The following is a 20,747-nucleotide window of genomic DNA, read 5'->3' as shown; positions in this document are numbered from 1 at the left end:
ATGGATTAGGGGGCTAATAACTAGGAGGCCCTTATTTCGCTGTTTTGGGCAGTTTTCCCGAGCTAACGGAACCTGGGTGCGTTATTTCGCCGTTTTGGATCCGTATCCCATAGATTCGCTGCGAATAGCGTACTGTAGTTCCGTTAGATTTCTAAAGCACCGCATTTTAGCGAAATAGCGTACTGTAGTTCCGTTAGCGCGAGAGTCCTCGAACCCAAAAAATGCAACCGATGAATTATTGACCTTCACTATTAACCTGTATTATTGGTCACTACTATTAGCCTGTATTTTTGATCTTTACGATCTGGCCTCTACCCGTTCGATGCGGTATGCTGCCGCCTTGATCAAGCGATTCATGATCGCTTCACCTACACCCTCAGACGGACAGCCCTCAGCAACGATAAAATCGATGCCCGCTTCATCGAAACTGCGGAGGGCATCGTAGAGCTGCTTCGCGACGGTACTCAGATCGCGCAGACTGCCGCACACGGCGATATGATCAACGCCGTGGTAACGTCCTTCATGCTCGGCATAGGTCAGCACGCCGATGCGCCGTCCCTGCCGCTTCGCCTCTGCTAACAGCGAAGCGGCATGATCGATGACGGCCGCGCGCGAAGCCGGCGAGGAGCCGCCGAGGATGACGCGCATCTCCCCTTGCGGGGCGTAGTGCGCGTATTTCATGCCGGGCGAGCGGGGCGCTTCGTCCGGCAGGATCGGCTGCGCCGCGGCGGAGGGCAGCTCGGGTGCGTGAAGCGGCACATCCGGTGCTGCTTCGCGCAGCTGCTGTTGCGTAACGCCGCCTGGGCGCAGCAGTTCAAGGCCGCGCGGCAGAATCGCGACCACGGTCGATTCGAGCCCCACAGCCGTCGGGCCGCCGTCGATGATGCCGGCTATGCGGCCGGCGAGATCTTCGGCGACATGGCGGGCTGTGGTGGGGCTCGGTCGACCGGAGCGGTTCGCGCTCGGCGCGGCGATGGGGCGGCCGCTGGCGCGGATAAGCGCGAGCGCCAGCGGATGATCGGGCATGCGCACGGCGACCGTCGCCAGCCCCGCCGTTACGCGCGGTGAGACCGCGCCCGGACGCACCGGCAGAACCAGCGTCAACGGACCCGGCCAGAAACGCGCGATCAATCGCTCCGCAAGTTCTCTCTCCTCTTGCGATACGCTGTCGGCGATGAGCTCATCCAGCTGCGAGCGCTCTGCGATATGCACGATCAACGGGTTATCCGAAGGTCTCCCCTTCGCATGATAGATCGCCTCTACAGCAGAAGTGTTGGTGGCATCCGCCCCCAAGCCATATACCGTCTCCGTTGGAAAGGCGACCAATTCCCCTTCACGAAGCAGTGCTGCCGCGGCCTGGATATCCGGATGCTCGCTGCTGACAACAGGATGCCCCTGTCCATCGCTGCTTGCAGAGCCGCTGGCTGAACTGCTTGCAGAGTTGATCGCTGATGTATTTTCTATGATCGTCCAGATCTGCGTCTCTTTAGTCATCGTAACATCCTCTTCTTTAATGCCTTTGCCTTATTTCCTTATTCCTGCTGCTTATCACCTAATTATAGATTATAGATTACAGAAATAGATTACTAGCAATCACACCAATAGAACACGCTGCTAGAACCATGAACCGATCCATTCGAAAACATGTTGCAGCAGATCCCAGAGGAAGAATCGCTTCTCGATCTTCTGTTCGCTGAGCGGCTTCGCAGAAGCTGCTTCCACGTCGCCTTCCTCGGCGTATGCAACAGCCTCGCTCGCTCCGGATGCCATATCAACGAAGCACAGCGGCGGAAAAAGAACACACCACCAATTCTGTCCCTCTCCGCTGCCGATGGAGATGCGAAGCGCCTCATATTCCCCCGCCGGATACACTTGATTGCCGTACAGTTTCGTCGGAAACGCAACCCGGCCCAGCTCGACTTCATACGGATAGTCATACCCGTATCGTTCTAATGTTGCCTTTACCAACCGTTCAATCTCAGGTATGTTCTCTTGGATTACTTCACGTGCATACTCGATATGATCAGGTTCCGTGACCCATTCATTGATCTGATCGATCACCGCATCGCGGATCTTGCGCTTCAGCCATTGGTCCGCTGGAGAATCTGAGTTAGCCAAGATGCGTAGGCGGATCGACTGCTCTGGAATCATCTGTCCCGCAATCGCAGCATCTGCTGCACCCGCTTCCCACGACATCATCAGGATGAAAAATGCCAAAATCGTATATACAACATACCGCTTCGTACTAAAGGGAGCACTGAATAATACTCTCCGATAAGTGCGAACATAGGATGACCAGCATCTGCTCATCGTCCGATTCCCCTTTCTCCTCACCTGTCTACCAGTATGTCCGGTAAGGGGAATCTATAAACCTATCATTTTTGTGTTCAGGACTCTCGCTAATGGAACTACAGTTCGCTATTTCGTAAATATGCGGTGCTTGTTAATTCTAACGGAACTACAGTTCGCTATTCGCTGCGAATCCATATGAGATAGACCCGTTTCAACGAAATAACGCACCCACGTTCCGTTAGTTCGGAATAACCGCCCAATTCAGCAAAATAAGGTACTCCTGTTCCGTTAGCACGAATCCCGTTAGCACGAATTCTATCAGCACGAACCGACCTTTCGCTTCCCGAGGATCCGCCGCATCCCGCCACACAGTACTGCCTATCTCGTCTTGGTGCTGTCTAATGTCTAATCACGCCGCATCGCGATGACGTGACGCTGAATGCCAGCTAGATCCGGTACATAGGTGATCTCATCCCACTCATTCAGCTTCGCCAGCATCTTACCCACAGCCTCATGCTGTCCTTGTCCCACTTCCAGTGCAACCAACCTTGGCTTGCGCTCCAACTGCTGCAGCTGCTCGACCAGCCGCGCATAGATGTGCAATCCGTCAGGTCCGCCGCTTAGAGCCGAGCGCGGCTCATATTGGCGCACTTCCACTTGCAGCGTCTCGATCTCGTCATCGGGGATATAAGGCGGGTTCGAGACGAGAATATCATAGTCGAAAGGAGCCATCGATCCGTTAGATCCGTTAGATCTGTTAGATCTGTTCGGTCCATTTGATCCGCTTAATCCATCAGATTCTTTGGAACCTTGTAATTCCTCTGATGCACTGGATCCATCTAATGCGTTCGATCCATTCGATCCACTCGATCCGCTGGATCCGTCCGCTGCAAGCCACGGACTCAAGAGATCCCCCTGCACCCAGGTGATGCGATCCATCACCCCGTGCCTCGCCGCATTGCCGCGTGCTGTTTCCAGGGCTGCCGCGCTGATATCCGTCGCAGTGATCTGCCACGCAGGACACTTCACTGCCAGCGTCACAGCGATCGCGCCGCTTCCCGTGCCCACATCGATCACCCGCAGCGGAGCTTCAGCCGGCGCCGCTGCCGTGCCGCCTGCTCCCCAAGCCTTCCCCCGCTTGATGACCTCTTCTACGAGCAGTTCCGTCTCAGGCCGCGGGATGAGCACCGCAGGGTTCACGCGGAAGGGAAGCCCGTAGAACTCCTGCTCACCGATGATATACTGCAGCGGTTCCCCCTTGAGCCGCCGCTCAGCCATCTGCTCGAGCTCAGCTTCCTTCTCCAGCGGGAAGGGTTCGTCCCAGCGGAGCAGGAACTGGGTGCGGTCCCAGCCCAGCACCTCCTGGACCAGCCACTCAGCATGCCGGTCCGCATCCTCAATCCCGCCCCGCAACAAAAGAGAGGAAGCCCATCGATAGGCTTCCCGAACCGTGCGCTTCCTAGTTGTCTGATTCCCTGTGCCATTCCGATTCTCTGACGACTTCATTGGGCAAGCTGCTCCTGTTCGAGCATCTGGGACTGCTCCGCAATCGTGAGCGCTGTGATGATCTCATCCAGCTCTCCGTCCAGCACGCGGTCCAGCTTCTGCAGCGTGAGGCCGATGCGGTGATCCGTCACCCGGCTCTGCGGGAAGTTGTACGTACGGATGCGCTCACTGCGGTCGCCGGTGCCCACTTTGGCCTTGCGTTCATCGGCATACTTCGCCTCTTCTTCCTGGCGCTTCGCCTCATAGATCCGCGCACGCAGCACGCGCAAAGCCATCTCCTTATTGGAGTTCTGCGACTTGCCGTCCTGACAAGTCACCACGATCCCCGTCGGCAAGTGAGTAACACGAACGGCCGACTTCGTCGTGTTAACCGACTGCCCGCCGGGACCGCTGGAGCAGAATGTATCGACGCGAATGTCGGATTCCTTGATCTCGACTTCGATCTCGTCCATCTCCGGCATCACGCCGACCGTCGATGTCGAGGTATGGATGCGTCCTCCCGACTCGGTAACCGGTACGCGCTGCACGCGGTGTGCGCCGCTTTCGTATTTGAGCTTGCTGTAAGCTCCCTTGCCCTTGACCATGAAGATGATCTCCTTGAAGCCGCCGAGATCATTCTCATGGGCTTCCAGGACTTCGATCTTCCATCCCTGCATCTCGGCATAGCGCGAGTACATGCGGAACAGATCAGCAGCAAACAAAGCCGCCTCATCTCCGCCGGCTGCGCCGCGGATCTCCACGATGACGTTCTTATCGTCATTCGGATCCTTCGGCAGGAGGACGATCTTGATCCGCTCTTCCAAGCTGCGAATCTTCTCGGTGAGTTCCCCGATCTCCATCTTCACCAGTTCGCGCATCTCATCGTCGAGCTTCTCTTGCAGCATCTCCTTGGCCGAATCCAGCTGCTCCCGCGCCTTCTTGTATTCCATATATAGATCATAGGCCTCTTGCAGATCGGACTGTTCTTTGGAATATTCCCGCAGCTTCTTGCTGTCGTTTACCACGTCCGGATCGCACAGCAGTTCGCTGAGCTTCTCATATCGATCTGCAAGGGATTGCAATCTGTCTAACAATCGTATTCACCCCTTTGGTGTATGGATTTTGGTGTATGGATTTTAGTGTATGGATTTTAGTGTATGGATTTACCGGCTTTGAATGACCGGCATGAATGAGCGACATGAATCGCCAACATGAATCGCCGATATGAATGGCCGGCGGAATGACCAGCTAACCTGGCTGTCATACACATCTATCATTCGCAAAAAACGGCAAGCAGCTCCGCCCAGGGAGACCGCCCAGCCGTTCCTGTCCTGCATACGTTACACATTAAACCGGAAATGAATGATGTCTCCATCCTGCACCACATAGTCCTTGCCTTCGAGTCTTAACAGCCCCTTCTCGCGAACGGCGGCCATCGATCCGCATGCGATCAAGTCTTCGTACGAGACCACTTCCGCACGGATAAAGCCGCGTTCAAAGTCCGAGTGGATGATCCCGGCAGCCTGCGGTGCCTTGGTATTGGCCCTGATCGTCCAAGCTCTTACCTCTTGTTCGCCCGCGGTGAAGTACGTCTGCAGACCGAGAAGCTTATAAGCGCTGCGAATCAAGCGGTTCAATCCAGATTCCTTGAGGCCGAGCTCTTGAAGGAACAGCTCTTTGTCCTCACCTTCCAGTTCGGCGATCTCTGCCTCCACCTTCGCACAGATGGCGATGACTTCGGCATTTTCCTGCGCAGCGTACTCCTGAACTTGTTTCACATAAGGATTGCCCCCATAGTTGGCCGCTTCTTCCTCACTGACATTCGCTGCATACAGCACCGGCTTCATCGTCAGCAGATGCAGATCGCGGATGAGCGGCCGCTCTTCATCGCTTAGTTCAACCGTTCTAGCCGCTCGATCATTGTAGAGGGCGTCCTTAATCCGCTCGAGGCATTCGAGTTCCTTGGCGAATTGCTTGTTGCCGCCCTTCATATTCTTGCGGGTGCGCTCGATGCGCCGTTCCACCGTTTCCAGATCGGCCAAGATGAGTTCCAGATTAATCGTCTCGATATCGCTGATCGGGTCCACCCCGCCCGAGACGTGCGTGATATTCTCATCTTCGAAGCAGCGAACGACGTGTACGATCGCATCCACTTCACGGATATGGGAGAGAAACTTATTCCCGAGCCCTTCTCCCTTGCTCGCACCCTTCACCAGACCCGCGATATCCACAAATTCAAAAGCCGTCGGCAGGATTCGCTGCGGCTTAACGATCTCTGCAATTCGATTCAGCCGATCATCTGGCACTTCTACCACGCCGACATTGGGTTCAATCGTGCAGAACGGGTAATTCGCCGACTCCGCGCCGGCCTGCGTAATCGCATTAAACAATGTAGACTTGCCGACGTTCGGCAATCCGACGATTCCTGCTTGTAAAGCCATATCTTGTGCGCTCCTTATATCGCATCTAGTTTATCATGGTATGCGTAATGATAATATTCATCGGTAACTGCATAGTTAGCCAATCCTAATTATAAAACATCCCAACGGTCATGTCATCTGTATGCCGCCCAAAGTCCTTTCCAGCTGACTTTGCTCGATCCATTCTGCACCATCGAGCGATTTAGGACAGCTTGCAACACGACGCCGGGTTTCCCTACAATAGTAAGCATATCAGCTGTTCATGATATTCTTGACTTATGCATAGTGATCATCTGATCTATGCTTAATGTACATCCCAACGGAGGTTGCCTTATGAACGACCATCTAGATCATCACTACTGGATGCAGGAAGCAATCCGCGAAGCCAAGAAAGCCGAAGCGATCCATGAAGTCCCCATCGGCGCTGTCATCGTGCGCGACGGGGTCATCGTCGGCCGCGGTCACAACACCCGGGAGACCTCCCTTGATCCCACCGCCCATGCCGAGATGATCGCCATCCGGCAAGCGAGCGAAACATTAGGTGCATGGCGTTTGCTGGGCTGCACGCTGTACGTGACGCTCGAACCGTGCCCGATGTGCGCCGGCGCGATCCTGCAAGCCCGTATCCCGCTGCTCGTATACGGTACTTCCGATCCGAAGGCCGGCTGCGCCGGTACGCTCATGAATCTCCTGAACGATGATCGGTTCAACCACCGGACAGAGATCATCTCGGGGATCGAGCAGGAGCAATGCGCCGAGCTTCTGACCTCTTTTTTCCGAAACTTACGCAAAAAATAGCCGCAACCCTCAGAACGCCCTTCTCGCCCGCTGCATCCAAGATCCCCATATATACAAAGAAAGAGTAAGCGGCACGCGCTTACTCTCTGTTATCCCTTATCTTCTTATGATCGAGATTAAACCAGTCGATGTCTGGATCAAAATATTCATGGCTTAGTCTGGCTCGGAAGGTGCCCTGCTCGCCGTCGAGATCGCCGGCATCCCATGCAGCATCCTGGATAATCCAGCGGCCGCCGGTGTAGATCTCGTTCCAGTAATGATCATACCACTCTTCACCGATCAATACCTCGCCTTTGACGATCTTGGCGGGAATGCCTGCTGCACGATGCAGAGCCGCATTCAAGCGGGCATAGCCTTGGCCGTTTGCGATCCTCGATTCCAATACCTCTGCAGCGCTGTTGTCCAAACGCTCATCGGACAGATAGGAATCGACATGGAGCAGGATATGGCTCGCCACCCAATCATGGATCGCCCGTGTTCGATCTTCATCCGTCTCCAGGCCTTCGGTGATCTCCTGGGCCAAGCGAAGGATCGGCAAGAAATCGCTCTCGACCATCTCGCTGGACTGCAGATAGCGATTGCGCTGATCGAGATTCTCGATCTCATAGGTCTCACTGGAATATTGGCTGTTATAAGGATGTTCCTGATCCGTTAATCCGATCTTAACCTGGTACACCCCATCACCCATATTGAGATACAAACTATGTTCCACACGGCCGTTTACGATCGGAACATAGACACTGCGCATCTCAGAGCGGGTCGTGTTCGCATATTGGATCCACATCCACTTCATCTTAGGCGGCACAAATCCATGCAGGCGAACTTTACTGTCCTCCGTCGCCGACTTGTCGATGGATAATCCGTAATGGCCTTTATGCGTCCAGATCGCCGTCTTCACCTGTTGATTGCCGTCATCCATCTCAAGCAGATTCACTTGGTACACGCCTGAGCCAAAATACAGATCCACCGCCTCCTCGATCAGATCCTGGGCTTCGATATCGCTTAGCGAGATATTCATAAATGCTTCACGGTCAAGCTTCTTGATCTGAAGAATGGCATCCTTGGCTTCCGACGACAGTCTCGCCTTGATGATATAACGGTTCGGCTCCATTGCATCCGGCTCCACGATCAGATCGGGATCCTCCGGATACACGATCTTAAAGGTATCCAGCAACTTGAAATGACCATAGCGGTCATCGTTGTCCGAGGTATATATCTTCATCGTATAGATCCCATGTCCATTCGTCAGTTGAATGAGGGCATCGATATAGGCGTCCATCGGTTCCAAGAACGTATAGTCAATCTCTTCCGGTGTATCGGTATGGGCAATATCCAAACGCAGCAGCTGCACGCTTTCGTCGACGTAGCCGCTGACCTCGATGAACCCATTGATCGTGATGTTCGACGCCAAGGAGATCTGCTTATCATCCTCTTCAGGAAGCTGGCTGCTGATCTGAACGGCTTGCGTATCCTCTTCCCACCGAACATCATATCCGCTCTGTTCAGCCAAGAATCGCAGCGGAATCATCGTTCTTCCATTGATTACTCTAGTATGTATTGGCAACTCGATCAGTTCGCCGTTCACATAGGCTGCTGCTTGATCGATCGGAAATTCAATATGTAGATGATTCTTGAAGCCGTAAGCTGTATTCCTAACCGCATCCCAACCGACCTGATAGCCAAGTGCTTCAAACAAGGTACGGAATTCGACCAGCATAATCCCGTGATCGACAACAGGAGAATTGTTGAAGACGACGGGCTCACCGTCCAGATATACCTTATAAGTGTCCTCTTCTTGTACGTCCCTTTCCTGAGCCTGAAGCTCGAGCGGCATTGTCAGCGCCATCACAAATAAGCATAGGATGAACCCTGCCAGCCCTCGAAGATATAGGCTTGCCATTATGTATTACCCACCTTTAATGATATTCTAGTACTCGGTTATTAACCATTATACTCTAAAAATTACAGCGAGGTTGCGCAAATTTCCTAGGTTTTATTTGGAAATTCAAAGCGGTGTCACAAATTGCCGAGAAAGTAGGCATTCAGATACTTTTGTCCGATAGTGATTTTCTGTTATAATACTACTTGTCATATTACTCTAAAGGCATGCGCCCGTAGCTCAGCCGGATAGAGCGACAGTTTCCTAAACTGTGCGTCGTGGGTTCGAGTCCCACCGGGGCGCGCCAATACATAAAAGCTACTGTCCCGCCAGGTTTGCGGGGGTTGGGGATGCGGGACTGTGCGCCTGAAAGGCGCACAGTCTTCTAAACCGCGAACTGTCGGTCTTGAATCGGATTGTTAGCATGAACAAACAATGAAACCAAAGCACCCTCCTGTCGAAATCTGTCAGGAGGGTTTTGTTATGGTTGGCTGATTATTCTAGCAACATGGAGGCTTGCCAGATATACTAGAATAAACGTATCCTATGTTGCAAAGTCCTGACTTAACTGGAGTGTGCTGACCATGCAGAAACATCGCCAAGAAGATCTCCCATACGTCCCGTCATATGCCCTGTATCTCTCTATGCTGTTCTATGCCTTGATCGGATTCCTCATCATCTGGATCTGGAAGGGCAGTTCCTTCTTCGACTATCTGAAGGATCTCTTCGTCCTAGACAGCATCGGCAGCATAGCGGCAGCGCTTGCGGTCGTTGCAGCCGGACAAGTGTATATTCTCGCGACGAGGAAACGGCTCGGCTTTAATCTGCCCGCTACAAAAGAAGTGCTCGTGATGAAAGATCTGATCCAGCGAAGCCCGCTCCTGCATATCCCCGGCTTGTCTCTGGCCTCGGCAGTCTGCGAAGAGATCCTCTTCCGCGCCGCTCTGCTCGGTTTGTTCGCGGGGTGGGCAGGAGACCTCACCGCCTGCTTGATCATGACGGCCCTCTTCGGCCTTGCCCATGTTCCCCAGTACCGCGGCAGCTGGAACGCCATCATCTATGTTTTCGTCATCGGCCTCCTGATCAATCTGTTATTCGTTCTGTACGGTCAACTATGGGCACCGATCGTCCTGCATTTCTTCAACAACCTGCTGAATTTCACATGGATGCGGCTTGGTATCGTGAAGATCCGGGAAAAATAAAATAAGCGTTCAACGCGCGGCATCTCATCCTCAGAAGTTCGTGCTCCATCTGCACCAATCGATCCGGCATCGTCTATCTGCATACCATACGATGTATCTGTTTGCCGCCTACTTGTAGTACTCCGAAGGGCTCTTGCCTGTGATCGACTTGAAGACCTGGCTGAAGTAAGTAGGGTTCTGATAGCCGACCATTTCGCTGATCTCGCTGATGAGATAATGGTTCTCCCGCATCCGCTCCTTCGCCTTCTCGATGCGGAATCGGTTCAGATAGGTGACGAAGGTTTCACCTGTTACACGTTTAAACAGCTGTGACAGATAGCTCCTGTTCACATAGAGGGAATCAGCAATTTCCGTCAAGGTGATCTCTTGGTCATAATGATGGCGCACATACTCCTTCACCTGCTCAACCAGCCGATTGCTCTTCTTGCCCGCCCATCGTTCACACTCCTGCTTCTGCCACTCGTCCAGCCAGCGGCTCATCCAAGCACACAGATCCCTTGTAGAACCTTGTGCCCGAATCTCCTGATACCACCCGGAGATCCGTTCCATATGCGCCTTCATCTCCTGCTCCTCACGGAGTTCCGTCGTCAAGATCCCGATGAGGCTGATGCAGACATTCTGCGTGATAAACAGCGGCAGATGATGATCCGACAACACTTTCCCTTCGAAACTCCGCCAGATTTCCGGTATGCGGTGAGGCTCTCTTTCATCGACCGCACGATAGATATCTCTTAGAAGTCCATAGGGGGATGGAAGGCCGATCTCCGGTTCTTGTCCGTGCACCTCTTGGTAGGTATATACGCGGTTCACTGCGTGGTAATCCGCCGCTTCCAGCGCCTTCTGACTCTCCAGATAGGAACTGATCAGCTCATGGACGCCGCGTTTCACTTCGCCGATTCCGGCGGTCACTGATAATTTCAGATACATCAAGATATGATCGATGATGCGCCCGGCGATCTGCTTACCGATCTCCAAGAGATCCGTCTCCGCATTGGATAGGAAGACAATCACATAACTCAGATCGGAATAATCCACCGCATGGATCTCCACTTGATTGCGCTCCCGTTCTTCCAAGAGGATCTCTTGGATGATATTGCCGGAGCTGAACTTCATCAGCTGCCACTCCCGCTCCCGCGATTTGGTCAGATACGGCGGCCGAATCAAGGTTAAGCTCGCGGCAGCAACGCACATATCCTTCGACCAATTCAGCATCGCCAATTTCTCGCTAGGGATATCATCCTGCCGATACCGAGTCGTCAGCAGCTCCCGTATGAACGAATCCTTCATGTACAACAGGTAGCTCTGCTGATTTTCTTCGAAGGTCTCCAGAAGTTTCTTGTTTTTCTCCTGTACTTCCATCTCCTGAACTAACTCCCGGAGTACCGAGCAGATCTCCGAGACCATCGACGGCTTGAGCAGAAAATATTGAACACCATAGCTCATAGCGATGCGGGCATTGTCGAATTCGTCATAACCGCTGTTGATTACGATCTGGATATCGGGAAATTCTTCCCTCAGGTGTTTGATCAAGGTGAGACCATCCATCTTCGGCATGTAGATATCCGTGATGACCAGATCCGGCCGTACCCGGCGCACTTTCTCCAGCGCTTCCTCGCCGTCCTGAGCGGCAGCCGTTACTTCCATACCGAGTTCCGACCAAGGGATATGCTCGAGAAGTCCTTGAATAACATGCCGTTCATCATCGACGATCATCACCGTTCTCATCTGGCTGGACCTCCCTTATTCCATTGATGCTTGCCTGTTCTGATCGGTACTGCTGACTATCGCTAACTATGCCAGTTGCCGAAGCTTGTTATCGAAGGAATCGCTGTTGAACGCCAAGCACTGCTCCGCTTCCTGTTCCGTACGCAGGATGGGCAGCCGAAGGATGATCCGCGCTCCGCCCTCCGGCGGATGGTCGACCTCGATCCCAAAGTCCATGCCGCAGTACATTCGTATTCGTTCTTGAACATTCTTCATGCCGATCCCGGTGGAAGTTTCCAAGCTCCACCCGGCGGGGAAACCGATTCCGCGATCTCGGATCTCAATATGCAATTCGCGGCTTGGATGCACCTTCCTGACCTCGATTTGAATATACACCGTATCTTCCACGGGGTCGGGGTAACCGTGCTTCATGCTGTTCTCAACGAAGGGCTGCAGGATGATCTTCGGTACATACAAATTCTTGCACTCTGCCGGTGCCGTTACCTCGAATTCAAACCGCTGCTGCGGCGCGCGCATGCGCTGGATCTCAACATAGCTTCTGACATGTTCCAGTTCATCACGCAGCCGGATATAATGCCTTCCGCCGCTTAAGCCGATGCGGAACATCTTGCTCAGTGAATTCACCATCCGGCTGATCTCTTCCGCTTGGTAGTCCATCGCCTTCCAGTGAATGATGTCCAGTGTGTTATATAGGAAATGCGGCATGATCTGGTTCTGCAGCATCCTCATCTCTGCATCTCTACGCGCCTTATGCTCGCGTTCGATCTCGGAGATCAAGCGCTGCAGTTCATTCGTCATGTGATTGAAATGGTGTGCCATATAATCGAACTCCTCGACGAACAGCGGCTCCACACGGGTGTGGAAGATCCCGCGTTCCACCTGCTTCATCCCCTGGATGATCTTGCGAATCGGCCGCAGGATCAGTCTTCGGCACAGCAGGTATACCATCGGTACAGACAGGAGCAGCACGCCCAGACCAAGCAGGGCGACGATGAGGCCCAGCTTTCTTGTGCCTGCATACAGCGGTTCGATGGGGATCAGCTGCATCAGTTTCCAGCGTTTATCGTTTAATTCCGATACCAGGAGCAGATACCACTCGTTCATATGTCGAATCGATCGGTATTGGCTGCTCATATCCCGGTATTCTGGCTTTAATAGATCATAGGGCTTCCCTTCCGCTTGCTGCGTCAACAAGCTGACCGCCGAAGGTTCGAGATCGGCGGGGCTGCGGGCTAAGACGCGGTCCCCTGAATCTACGATCAACACGAATCCCTGCGGGGAGTCGACTGGAGTGAAGACATTGAGATCGGCGAACAAGGTTTCTTCGAGGACATTAACCTTCACGTATCCGACCCTCGCTCCGCGATGATCCACAAGCCGGTGGACGAAGCTGACCATGGGCCGGCCGTTCATCGTATTCGGTACCCAGCCGCTGTCCATGCTCTCCAGGATCGTGTACCATGGTTGCGCTTTCAACTCATTGAGCGTTCGGAGACGGCTGTCGCTGATCATGGGATAGTCCAGATATCGGTCGGTATAGATCTCCAAGGAGTGGATATTTGGTTTCAATCCTGCCATGATGCTGAGCTGTTCAAGAATCGCCCGCTGTTCAGATATGGCTTCATATGCATCAATCGGCGGTTCAGAGAAGATCTCGATCAGCGATGGATTGGCGGCCAGATAGTAGCCTGCGTCGCTTATTTCCCTAGCTGCCTTGGACAGCTTATCGGTGTTCTCATTCAACAGAGCAAGCCTGGTGCCGCTGATCTCTTCGGATGCATAATCGAAGAAGATCTGATACGATACCAGGCTGAGAACGGCAAGTACGATGGCTAACACCGTTACGAAACTGATCACGAATATCGTTGTCAAATTCCTCGTCATACGATTCACCCTTCGCGTCCCGTCATCTCAGAGCAGCCTTTGCTAAAGCATTCTAGCCTTTTATTCCCGTGGTCGCAATGCCTTCTACTATATATCTCTGGAAGAAGAAGAATACCAACGTGATCGGAACCAAGGAAAGAACCGACATAGCAAATACCGCACCCCAAGAAGATTGCCCTTGGGAATCGATGAAGAGACGCAAACCAAGCGGTACGGTGAATTTCTTCACATTGCTCAGATAGAGCATCTGACTGAAGAAATCATCCCAAGTCCAGATGAACGTGAAGATTGCGGTGGTGATCAGCGCCGGCACTGCAAGCGGCAGGATGATCTTCAGATAGATTCGGATCGGACCGCTGCCGTCGATCGTCGCACTTTCATCAAGGTCTCTGGGGATGCCGCGGATAAATTGCACTAACAGGAAGATAAAAAAGGCATCCGTCGCCAGGAGTTTCGGCACGAGCAGCGGCAGATAGGTATCGATCCAGTCTAGTGAATGGAAGATGGAGTACCGCGGTACTAACGTGACGTGTGTCGGCAGCATAACGGTCATCAGCATGCACGCGAAGAACACTCTGCGCAAGGGGAACCTTAATCTTGCAAAGGCATATGCCGCCATCGAACAGGTGATCACATTGGCGATCACGGCGATCCCCGCGATGATAAAGGAGTTTCGGAAGAAGAGTCCGAAGGTTGTATCGCGTACGACATACCAGCCATTTTTGTAATGTTCCAAAGTCACTCGCTTCGGCCAGATTCCCGGATCGGAGAAGATCAATTCGTCCGGCTTGAAGGAGCTGACCAGCATCCAAATCACGGGGTAGATCATCAGGATGCCGATTCCTAGAACGATAAGGTGGATGAACATACGGCTCGTCTTGCGATGCGCCAACATTAGGACCTCCCTCCATCTTCATAGTAGACCCAATACTTCGAGGTCAGGAACAGAATCCCCGTCAGAATCGCTAAGAATATTAGGAGAAGCCATGCCATGGCCGATGCATACCCCATCTCGAAGTGCGAGAATCCTTTCAGATACAGATACAAGGTATAGAACAGCGTAGAGTTAATCGGACCGCCCGTTCCTTCACTCACGATATACGAGGAAGTAAACACCTGCATGGAGTTGATGATCTTCATGATCAGGTTGAAGAACAGCACCGGGGACAACAGCGGCATCGTAATCCTCCAAAACTTCTGGAAACGATTGGCGCCGTCTACTTCTGCCGCTTCATACAATTCACTGGGGATCTGTTTCAGTCCCGCAAGGAAGATGACCATCGCCGAACCGAACTGCCAGGTCGACAAGATAATCAGGGTATACAGCGCATAGTCAGGATGGGATACCCATCCCTTACCCGCAATGCCAAAGTAGGCAAGCACCTGATTGATCAGACCATCCACACCGAAGATATTCTTCCAAAGCAGTGCGATCGCCACGCTTCCGCCAAGCAGGGACGGGATATAATACATCGTCCGGTAGATACCGATTCCTCTGATGCCCTTGTTCAGCAGCAGGGCCACAGCAAGCGCAGCGATGAGTTCCAAGGGCACCGCCCACAGTACGAAGGTTAGGGTGACTTTTACTGAATCGATATAGTTGCGGTCTTGGAACATCGTTTCGAAATTCTTCAGACCAATCCATTTTGGCGCCTCTAACAAGCTGTAATCCGTAAAGGACAGATACAAAGAATAAATCATCGGCCCCAAGATCAGACCGAAGAATCCGATCAGCCATGGAGTCAGGAACAGATAGCCAATCCAAGCCCCGCGATATCGTTTAAGCATGATCTCTTTCCCTCTCTCCTAAGATTTGGGAGAGATCCATTCCCAGATCTCTCCCGACCTTCAAGTGCTTTGCTTTTTCCTTACTCCTCCGTATACTTGGCCGTAATCTCCAGCAATTGCTTGTAATAATCAGCTGCTCCTTGTTCCGGCGCCATCCGTTCGAAGGCAATGGCCTCCATCGTTCTCCTGAACAGAGCTGTGGTTTCGTTATATCCCGGCAAGTTTGGAACATACGGGGCATCGGATGTTTCAGCGACCCAATCGATGAAGCTGAATACCTCTTGATCGATTTCATTGGCATCCTCAATAAGTGCTTTCAACACATCCGTGTTCACTGGAGCCCCGCGGTCATTGCCGAGGATCAGACCCGCATCAATATTGTTGACGAAGAAATTCAAGAATTTCGCCACTTCTTCCGGATGTTCAGTGCCTGCATAACCAGCCAAGAACTGGCTCGGACGCAGCGAGATACCGTTTCTGCCCGTCTCGGGGTTAATCGGTGCGATGAACAGCATCAGTTCATCTTCCGTTGCGTTCTGGTAAGCGCCGAATTGGTTGGAAGCGATCAGTTCCATCGCCACTTTGCGCTGGACGATCAAGGATTGCTCCGGTGTCTGTGCTGCAGATGCCTGAAGCTCAGCATTTGCCGCTGCTCCGATGTCCTGCAGTTCCTTCCACAGCTGGAAGTAGTCGCGCACATCCTCTTCATCAAATGCGATCTCGCCGTTGATGTGGACCACTTTATTCCTCTGATCAAGGAAGATTCCGAAACCATCCTCTGTCCATACTGCCGTTCCATAGATACCGTTGAGCTGATCGGACAGTTGCTTGGTGATCTCTCTGAAGTCATCCCACGTCCAATCCTTGCTCGGCAGCGGTATACCCGCTTCCTCGAACAACGTCTTATTCAGGATGAGGCCGAAGGCATTGGTCCCTAGGGTTACCCCATAGAACTTGCCGTCGATCGTTGCCGCATCGATCATGCTCTGGCTGTGTTTGCTGAGATCGATGATCTCGCCCACATAGTCATCCAGAGGCAGGACAACGCCTCTCGCCACGAAGTCGTTGAGATTCCCGCCGTATTGAATGATATCGGGTGCATTCCCCGCTGCAAATTGGGTGGTGAGCTTGTCGAAATAGCCGTCAAAACCGGAATACTCCGGGATGATCTTGATATGCGGATTTTCTTTCTCATACAACTCGATGACCTTCAGCGTACGGTCATGTCTTTCTTGTCCGCCCCACCAAGCCATGCGCAGTTCAATTTGCTCAACTCCGCTGTTATTGGCACCATCTGTGTTTGCGGAAGGATTGTTTCCCGCTGAAGATGGCGGCGTGTTATTGGTGTTGCTGTTACCCCCGCCGCAAGCTGCTAAGAATGCCATCATCAAGATGACCAGCACACTTAGAAATCTTCTTCTCACTGCAACACTACCTCCCTTTTCGCTGTTAATTTTATTTTAAAGGTGATAGGGAGACAGGTTAATGAACAAAAGTTAGCTGTTTCATAAGAAATGTTGGCTTTTTGAGTTTTGCAGTCCATATTGACTTGATTCCTCTATTACTTCAGAGATAATGGATACTGATCACATATAACACCAAATCCAAATAATGCACGATCATCTTAGAAAGGATGCGACACCATGACGACAGATCTACTGGATGTGTTGAGGAAGAAGAATCTGTCTGAGCGAATTCGCCCCGTTGATGCTGATGAAGCGCTGATCGAGCAATTCATGGCGTCAGGGGTGTCCTTCGTCTCTACCTACGAGCCGCTGGAAGCGAGATTCGATCAAGCGGTGAAAGAGCTTTTTGCCTGTATCATGCCTGCGGATCACAACGGGAAGAACGTGCTACTGGAAGGCGGCGTCTATCGCGGTTGTTGGCTTGAGAGCACGGGCACGATCAATTCCGAGGTGTTGTCCCGTTTCATGCCTGACGTCGCACAGGCATCCTTCGAGCTGTATGCGGATCTGCAGCGGGAAGACGGCTTGATGCCCTACAAATGGACACCAGACGGCCCGGCATACAAGCAGATCCAGCTGGTCACTCCGCTGGCGCGCAGCATATGGAACCACTATCTCGTGAACGGCCGCAAGGACCGCTCCTTCCTCGAGAAGATGCTTCACGCGATGCAGCGGTATGATGATTGGTTGATGAAGAACCGCAATACCCGCGGCACCGGCTGTGTGGAAGCGTTTTGCACCTTTGATACCGGCCATGACCTGTCCTCCCGCTTCTGGCATGTACCGGACACTCCGCATCTCGATGATCCGTCTCAGTACGATCCGGATTCCCCGATTCTGCCCTTCTTGGCACCGGATCTGACGGCGAATGTCTATGCACAGCGCCTGTACATCGCACAGATCGCCGAGGAATTGGGCGGTGACGGCTCGGAGTGGAGGAACAAAGCCGCATCTACTCTGGACAGCCTGATGAAGTATTGCTACGACGAACAGGATGGGTTCTTCTATGACCGCGATCGCAATGATCATTTCGTTCGCGTGCAATCCGATGTGCTGCTCCGCGTATTGGCTTGTGAAGTCGGAGACGATGAATTCTTCGCCGAAGCCCTGCGGAGATATCTGCTGAACACGCGAAAATTCTTCTCCAAGTATCCGCTGACATCCATCGCCATGGATGATCCGCGCTTCGATCCCTTCTCAACGTACAATACATGGGCCGGCGCGGTGAACTTCCTGACGCTCATTCGAACGCCGCATGCCTTTGAGCATCACAAGCGTTATGTCGAGCTGACTTGGATCATGCAGCCCATCCTCTCTGCGATCTCGCGCATGCCAAGATTCTGCCAGTGCATCAGCCCATGGACAGGTGAAGCAGGGTTCACGGAAGTGTATTCGCCTTCCATCCTGACAACATTGGATTACATTGAACGGCTCAGCGGCATCCTCCCTCGTCCGGAAGGCACCCTGTGGCTTACGGGCCTGACGCCGTACGGCCTCGACCACGGGCAAGGCGTGGGTGCGGCGACAGCTTACAGCCGCAAGATCGACGGCGTGAAGTTTGAGATCGTAAACACAGTGCAGGAGGGTGCGGTCTACCGGGATGAAGAACTGCTTCTTCGCTTCCCGCACGGGGTTCGCGCAGTCACGGACCGCAGCGGTGCACTGCAGGCGGTCATCGGCATGAGTGCGCGCACGATCGAAGGAGAGCTGGAGTATGACGGCCGGAAGATCCCGTTCCGTGTAAGCGGCAATGAAGAACTCGCTTATGTGGACGGCAAGTTTGAACGGGTGCGTGAAGGCGGGATCATCCCTCCAACGTTTGAGTAATCACAGAGCCATCATCATTTAAATCGGCAAGAGCAACGCCAAGAGGGCGGCTGACGCTTGAAAGCGCAGCTGCCCTCTTTGTTCGCAATAAAGTCACGGCTTCGTTTTCGATGTTTTCGAAGCTTTCAAGGTGAGTTGCTCATACTTCATACGCAGCAGGGCGATCGCATTGGCCAATTCCTGCTCGGTATGCACATAAACGGTTACCCAGCCCGATTTCGGCAGGATATGATGCGGCCTTGCACATCCGGAGGCCACCAGCTCATCGCGGACCGGCTTGGGGAACGGAAGATCCAGGTGATGTTCCCCATGCAGATGGCCGATCTCCCGGCCGCCCGCCAGAAAGGCAGTGCCGCCGAAGCGGTGGGGTGCTGAAGTGACGCCCGGCCAAGACAACACGGTATCCATTAGTTTCTGCTTAACGGATAAAGTCATGGGACATGTTCCTCTCTAATTTTTATTCTGCAGATGGCTTCAGAGCAATGTTTGGTTTGCTGGAACTGAATTGCAAACGGTAGGTGACCAGGATTGCTATGTGCAGGACAACAAGGACGAGATAGAGATTGCTGAGCACAGCGCTGGTCGAACCGATATGCAGCGGATTCCAGCTTACCGCTCCGTCCAGCTCCACGGCCAAACCGTATACTGCGGTGCCGATTCCCTGAGCGACAAAACTGGTCATCGAGAAGAGTCCCATCCCTGCGCCGGTCCGATCCGCCGGCAGCGTTCGCGATACGGAATTGGACATCGCAATCTGCATGAAGGATTGACCGACATTGCCGAAGATCAAGAACAGGGCGATCAGTGCCGGTGAGATCTCAGTGAAGGTGGACATCAGGATGAAACAGGTCATCAGCGAACAGGAAGCGAGGGTAAGCACGAAGGCATTGCCTTTGCGATCCGCCAGTTTGCCGCCTTGTCTGCCCAGTATGGAGGAAGCGATCGCTGCCGGAACCATGGCAAAGCCGATCAAACTGGAGTCCATCTCATACACCCGCGCCAATAGGATCGGCGGCACAAAATACAGCGAGATCCCTATGCCGGCGATAAGCAATGTCAGCAGCAGACCGACCACATAGGAACGGTTTTCGAACAGCTTCGGATCAATGAACGGTGCTTTCGCTGTACGGATCCTGGCGAGGAATAGCAAGAATGCCGCAAGACTTACGAGCAGCAGCCACCAGGTCTGATAGGTGACGCCGATGAGGAGCAAAGCGACCGAGACAGCCAGGAGACCTCCGCCGATCCAGTCAAGGGCCTGTTGTTCTTGCTTCGGCTCAAACTCCAGATACCTGCGGTACAGAGGAAGCAGCAACAGGATCAGCAGAGAGGGGAGGAACAGCCAGCGCCAGCTTGCGATGCTCATGACAAAAGCGGATACCAGCGGGGCCAAAGCGCTGCCGAGAGCAACCCCGACAGCCGTCATGCTCATCGCGGAACCGCGATTCTCCGGTTTGAAATAGCGAACCGGGATGATCAGCGAGATGGCCGGAACAGCCGCTGCTCCGGCAGACTGCAGGCATCTTCCGAGGAGCACGACGGCGAAGGTCTGCGAGACGAGCCCGATGAGCGATCCCGCTGCGAACAAGCTGAGCCCAAAGGTGAGCAGCGTCTTCAATTGGAAACGGTCCGCAAGCTTCCCATAGGTGACGGTCCCAAACGCATAGATCAAGGTGTATGCGGAGGCCAGCCAGCTTACCTGAGTCAGACTCAGGTTGAATTCCTCGCTGATCTGCGGCAATACCACATGGAACATCAAAGAGCTCATTGAGGAGATAGTGACGGTTAACAACATGAACCGCATTAAGATGGTGCCTTTCCTTTGCTTTGCTTCGGTATACACGGAAATCCCTCCTAATCATCTCTTTATCCTTACTTTGTTTATGCTCATGCTTCTTTTAAGCTTATTGTAAGCAAGTGCATACTTGCATATATAGTATGGTTTGCCCTTGGTGGAAATATTTCCATACGAGGAATACAG

At 53.0% G+C, this 20,747-nt stretch carries 16 protein-coding genes and 1 tRNA gene; 4 read left to right on the top strand and 13 right to left on the bottom strand.

Annotation, left to right across the window (positions count from 1 at the left end; genetic code table 11):
- Positions 1-297: 297 nt before the first annotated feature.
- The 5 genes from PRECH8_RS09830 to ychF form a co-directional block, all read right to left on the bottom strand.
- Positions 298-1,494 (bottom strand): L-threonylcarbamoyladenylate synthase, encoded by a 1,197-nt coding sequence (locus PRECH8_RS09830; protein ID WP_200966934.1) that lies wholly within the window; start codon positions 1,492-1,494, stop codon positions 298-300.
- A gap of 120 nt (positions 1,495-1,614) precedes the next feature.
- The gene (gene spoIIR / locus PRECH8_RS09825; protein WP_200966933.1) at positions 1,615-2,310 is read right to left on the bottom strand and encodes a stage II sporulation protein R; all 696 of its coding nucleotides are present in this window, start codon (positions 2,308-2,310) and stop codon (positions 1,615-1,617) included.
- Between the two features lie 387 nt (positions 2,311-2,697).
- Positions 2,698-3,798 (bottom strand): N5-glutamine methyltransferase family protein, encoded by a 1,101-nt coding sequence (locus PRECH8_RS09820; RefSeq protein ID WP_200966932.1) that lies wholly within the window; start codon positions 3,796-3,798, stop codon positions 2,698-2,700.
- Positions 3,795-4,871, bottom strand: a complete 1,077-nt coding sequence (prfA, locus tag PRECH8_RS09815; RefSeq protein WP_200966931.1) for a peptide chain release factor 1 — start codon at positions 4,869-4,871, stop codon at positions 3,795-3,797. The genes PRECH8_RS09820 and prfA overlap by 4 nt, the downstream gene beginning before the upstream one ends.
- A 246-nt stretch (positions 4,872-5,117) precedes the next feature.
- A complete protein-coding gene (ychF, locus tag PRECH8_RS09810) occupies positions 5,118-6,218 on the bottom strand; it encodes a redox-regulated ATPase YchF (RefSeq protein WP_200966930.1) in 1,101 nt (366 codons plus the stop codon).
- A gap of 312 nt (positions 6,219-6,530) precedes the next feature.
- On the opposite strand from ychF, the gene tadA reads away from it, so the two are divergent.
- The gene (tadA, locus tag PRECH8_RS09805; protein ID WP_200966929.1) at positions 6,531-6,995 is read left to right on the top strand and encodes a tRNA adenosine(34) deaminase TadA; all 465 of its coding nucleotides are present in this window, start codon (positions 6,531-6,533) and stop codon (positions 6,993-6,995) included.
- Between the two features lie 79 nt (positions 6,996-7,074).
- On the opposite strand, the gene PRECH8_RS09800 is transcribed toward tadA, so the two are convergent.
- Entirely contained in the window at positions 7,075-8,895 is a 1,821-nt protein-coding gene (locus PRECH8_RS09800; protein WP_200966928.1) for a stalk domain-containing protein, read from the bottom strand.
- Between the two features lie 208 nt (positions 8,896-9,103).
- Here PRECH8_RS09800 and PRECH8_RS09795 point away from each other — a divergent pair.
- Both PRECH8_RS09795 and PRECH8_RS09790 read left to right on the top strand, forming a co-directional pair.
- A tRNA-Arg gene (locus PRECH8_RS09795) sits at positions 9,104-9,181 on the top strand.
- A 277-nt stretch (positions 9,182-9,458) separates the two neighbouring features.
- Positions 9,459-10,076: a CPBP family intramembrane glutamic endopeptidase gene (locus tag PRECH8_RS09790; RefSeq protein ID WP_200966927.1), complete on the top strand. Its 618-nt coding sequence runs from the start codon at positions 9,459-9,461 to the stop codon at positions 10,074-10,076.
- 108 nt (positions 10,077-10,184) lie between these two features.
- On the opposite strand, the gene PRECH8_RS09785 is transcribed toward PRECH8_RS09790, so the two are convergent.
- The 5 genes from PRECH8_RS09785 to PRECH8_RS09765 all read right to left on the bottom strand — a co-directional run bounded on the left by PRECH8_RS09785 (position 10,185) and on the right by PRECH8_RS09765 (position 16,897).
- The gene (locus tag PRECH8_RS09785) at positions 10,185-11,801 is read right to left on the bottom strand and encodes a response regulator transcription factor (protein ID WP_200966926.1); all 1,617 of its coding nucleotides are present in this window, start codon (positions 11,799-11,801) and stop codon (positions 10,185-10,187) included.
- Between the two features lie 66 nt (positions 11,802-11,867).
- Complete coding sequence (locus PRECH8_RS09780) at positions 11,868-13,685, bottom strand: cache domain-containing sensor histidine kinase (protein ID WP_200966925.1); 1,818 nt, start codon at positions 13,683-13,685, stop codon at positions 11,868-11,870.
- A 52-nt stretch (positions 13,686-13,737) separates the two neighbouring features.
- The gene (locus tag PRECH8_RS09775) at positions 13,738-14,580 is read right to left on the bottom strand and encodes a carbohydrate ABC transporter permease (protein ID WP_200966924.1); all 843 of its coding nucleotides are present in this window, start codon (positions 14,578-14,580) and stop codon (positions 13,738-13,740) included.
- A complete protein-coding gene (locus tag PRECH8_RS09770; protein ID WP_200966923.1) occupies positions 14,580-15,473 on the bottom strand; it encodes a carbohydrate ABC transporter permease in 894 nt (297 codons plus the stop codon). The genes PRECH8_RS09775 and PRECH8_RS09770 overlap by 1 nt, the downstream gene beginning before the upstream one ends.
- 80 nt (positions 15,474-15,553) lie before the next feature.
- Positions 15,554-16,897 carry an ABC transporter substrate-binding protein gene (locus PRECH8_RS09765; protein WP_200966922.1) on the bottom strand — a complete coding sequence of 448 codons (1,344 nt, stop codon included), beginning with the start codon at positions 16,895-16,897 and terminating at the stop codon, positions 15,554-15,556.
- 219 nt (positions 16,898-17,116) lie between these two features.
- Here PRECH8_RS09765 and PRECH8_RS09760 point away from each other — a divergent pair, with 219 nt between their 5' ends.
- On the top strand, positions 17,117-18,766 hold the full coding sequence (locus PRECH8_RS09760) for an MGH1-like glycoside hydrolase domain-containing protein (RefSeq protein WP_200966921.1): 1,650 nt from the start codon (positions 17,117-17,119) through the stop codon (positions 18,764-18,766).
- Positions 18,767-18,859: 93 nt separating this feature from the next.
- Here the strand turns inward: PRECH8_RS09760 and PRECH8_RS09755 are convergent, their stop codons facing one another.
- Positions 18,860-19,201 (bottom strand): luciferase domain-containing protein, encoded by a 342-nt coding sequence (locus PRECH8_RS09755; protein WP_200966920.1) that lies wholly within the window; start codon positions 19,199-19,201, stop codon positions 18,860-18,862.
- A gap of 22 nt (positions 19,202-19,223) precedes the next feature.
- On the bottom strand, positions 19,224-20,561 hold the full coding sequence (locus tag PRECH8_RS09750; protein ID WP_308808483.1) for an MFS transporter: 1,338 nt from the start codon (positions 20,559-20,561) through the stop codon (positions 19,224-19,226).
- Positions 20,562-20,747: the final 186 nt, after the last annotated feature.

Origin of the sequence: Insulibacter thermoxylanivorax (assembly GCF_015472005.1) — a bacterium.
Classification (GTDB): Bacteria; Bacillota; Bacilli; order Paenibacillales; family DA-C8; genus Insulibacter; species Insulibacter thermoxylanivorax.
This window is presented reverse-complemented; position numbering and strand designations above follow the sequence as displayed.

What these genes read in the sequence shown, in the direction of transcription:
- PRECH8_RS09830 (WP_200966934.1), bottom strand. Translation starts at nt 1,494, where the DNA reads ATGACTAAAGAGACGCAGATCTGGACGATCATAGAAAATACATCAGCG.
- spoIIR (WP_200966933.1), bottom strand. Translation starts at nt 2,310, where the DNA reads ATGAGCAGATGCTGGTCATCCTATGTTCGCACTTATCGGAGAGTATTA.
- PRECH8_RS09820 (WP_200966932.1), bottom strand. Translation starts at nt 3,798, where the DNA reads ATGAAGTCGTCAGAGAATCGGAATGGCACAGGGAATCAGACAACTAGG.
- ychF (WP_200966930.1), bottom strand. Translation starts at nt 6,218, where the DNA reads ATGGCTTTACAAGCAGGAATCGTCGGATTGCCGAACGTCGGCAAGTCT.
- tadA (WP_200966929.1), top strand. Translation starts at nt 6,531, where the DNA reads ATGAACGACCATCTAGATCATCACTACTGGATGCAGGAAGCAATCCGC.
- PRECH8_RS09800 (WP_200966928.1), bottom strand. Translation starts at nt 8,895, where the DNA reads ATGGCAAGCCTATATCTTCGAGGGCTGGCAGGGTTCATCCTATGCTTA.
- PRECH8_RS09790 (WP_200966927.1), top strand. Translation starts at nt 9,459, where the DNA reads ATGCAGAAACATCGCCAAGAAGATCTCCCATACGTCCCGTCATATGCC.
- PRECH8_RS09785 (WP_200966926.1), bottom strand. Translation starts at nt 11,801, where the DNA reads ATGAGAACGGTGATGATCGTCGATGATGAACGGCATGTTATTCAAGGA.
- PRECH8_RS09780 (WP_200966925.1), bottom strand. Translation starts at nt 13,685, where the DNA reads ATGACGAGGAATTTGACAACGATATTCGTGATCAGTTTCGTAACGGTG.
- PRECH8_RS09775 (WP_200966924.1), bottom strand. Translation starts at nt 14,580, where the DNA reads ATGTTGGCGCATCGCAAGACGAGCCGTATGTTCATCCACCTTATCGTT.
- PRECH8_RS09770 (WP_200966923.1), bottom strand. Translation starts at nt 15,473, where the DNA reads ATGCTTAAACGATATCGCGGGGCTTGGATTGGCTATCTGTTCCTGACT.
- PRECH8_RS09760 (WP_200966921.1), top strand. Translation starts at nt 17,117, where the DNA reads ATGACGACAGATCTACTGGATGTGTTGAGGAAGAAGAATCTGTCTGAG.
- PRECH8_RS09755 (WP_200966920.1), bottom strand. Translation starts at nt 19,201, where the DNA reads ATGACTTTATCCGTTAAGCAGAAACTAATGGATACCGTGTTGTCTTGG.
- PRECH8_RS09750 (WP_308808483.1), bottom strand. Translation starts at nt 20,561, where the DNA reads ATGTTGTTAACCGTCACTATCTCCTCAATGAGCTCTTTGATGTTCCAT.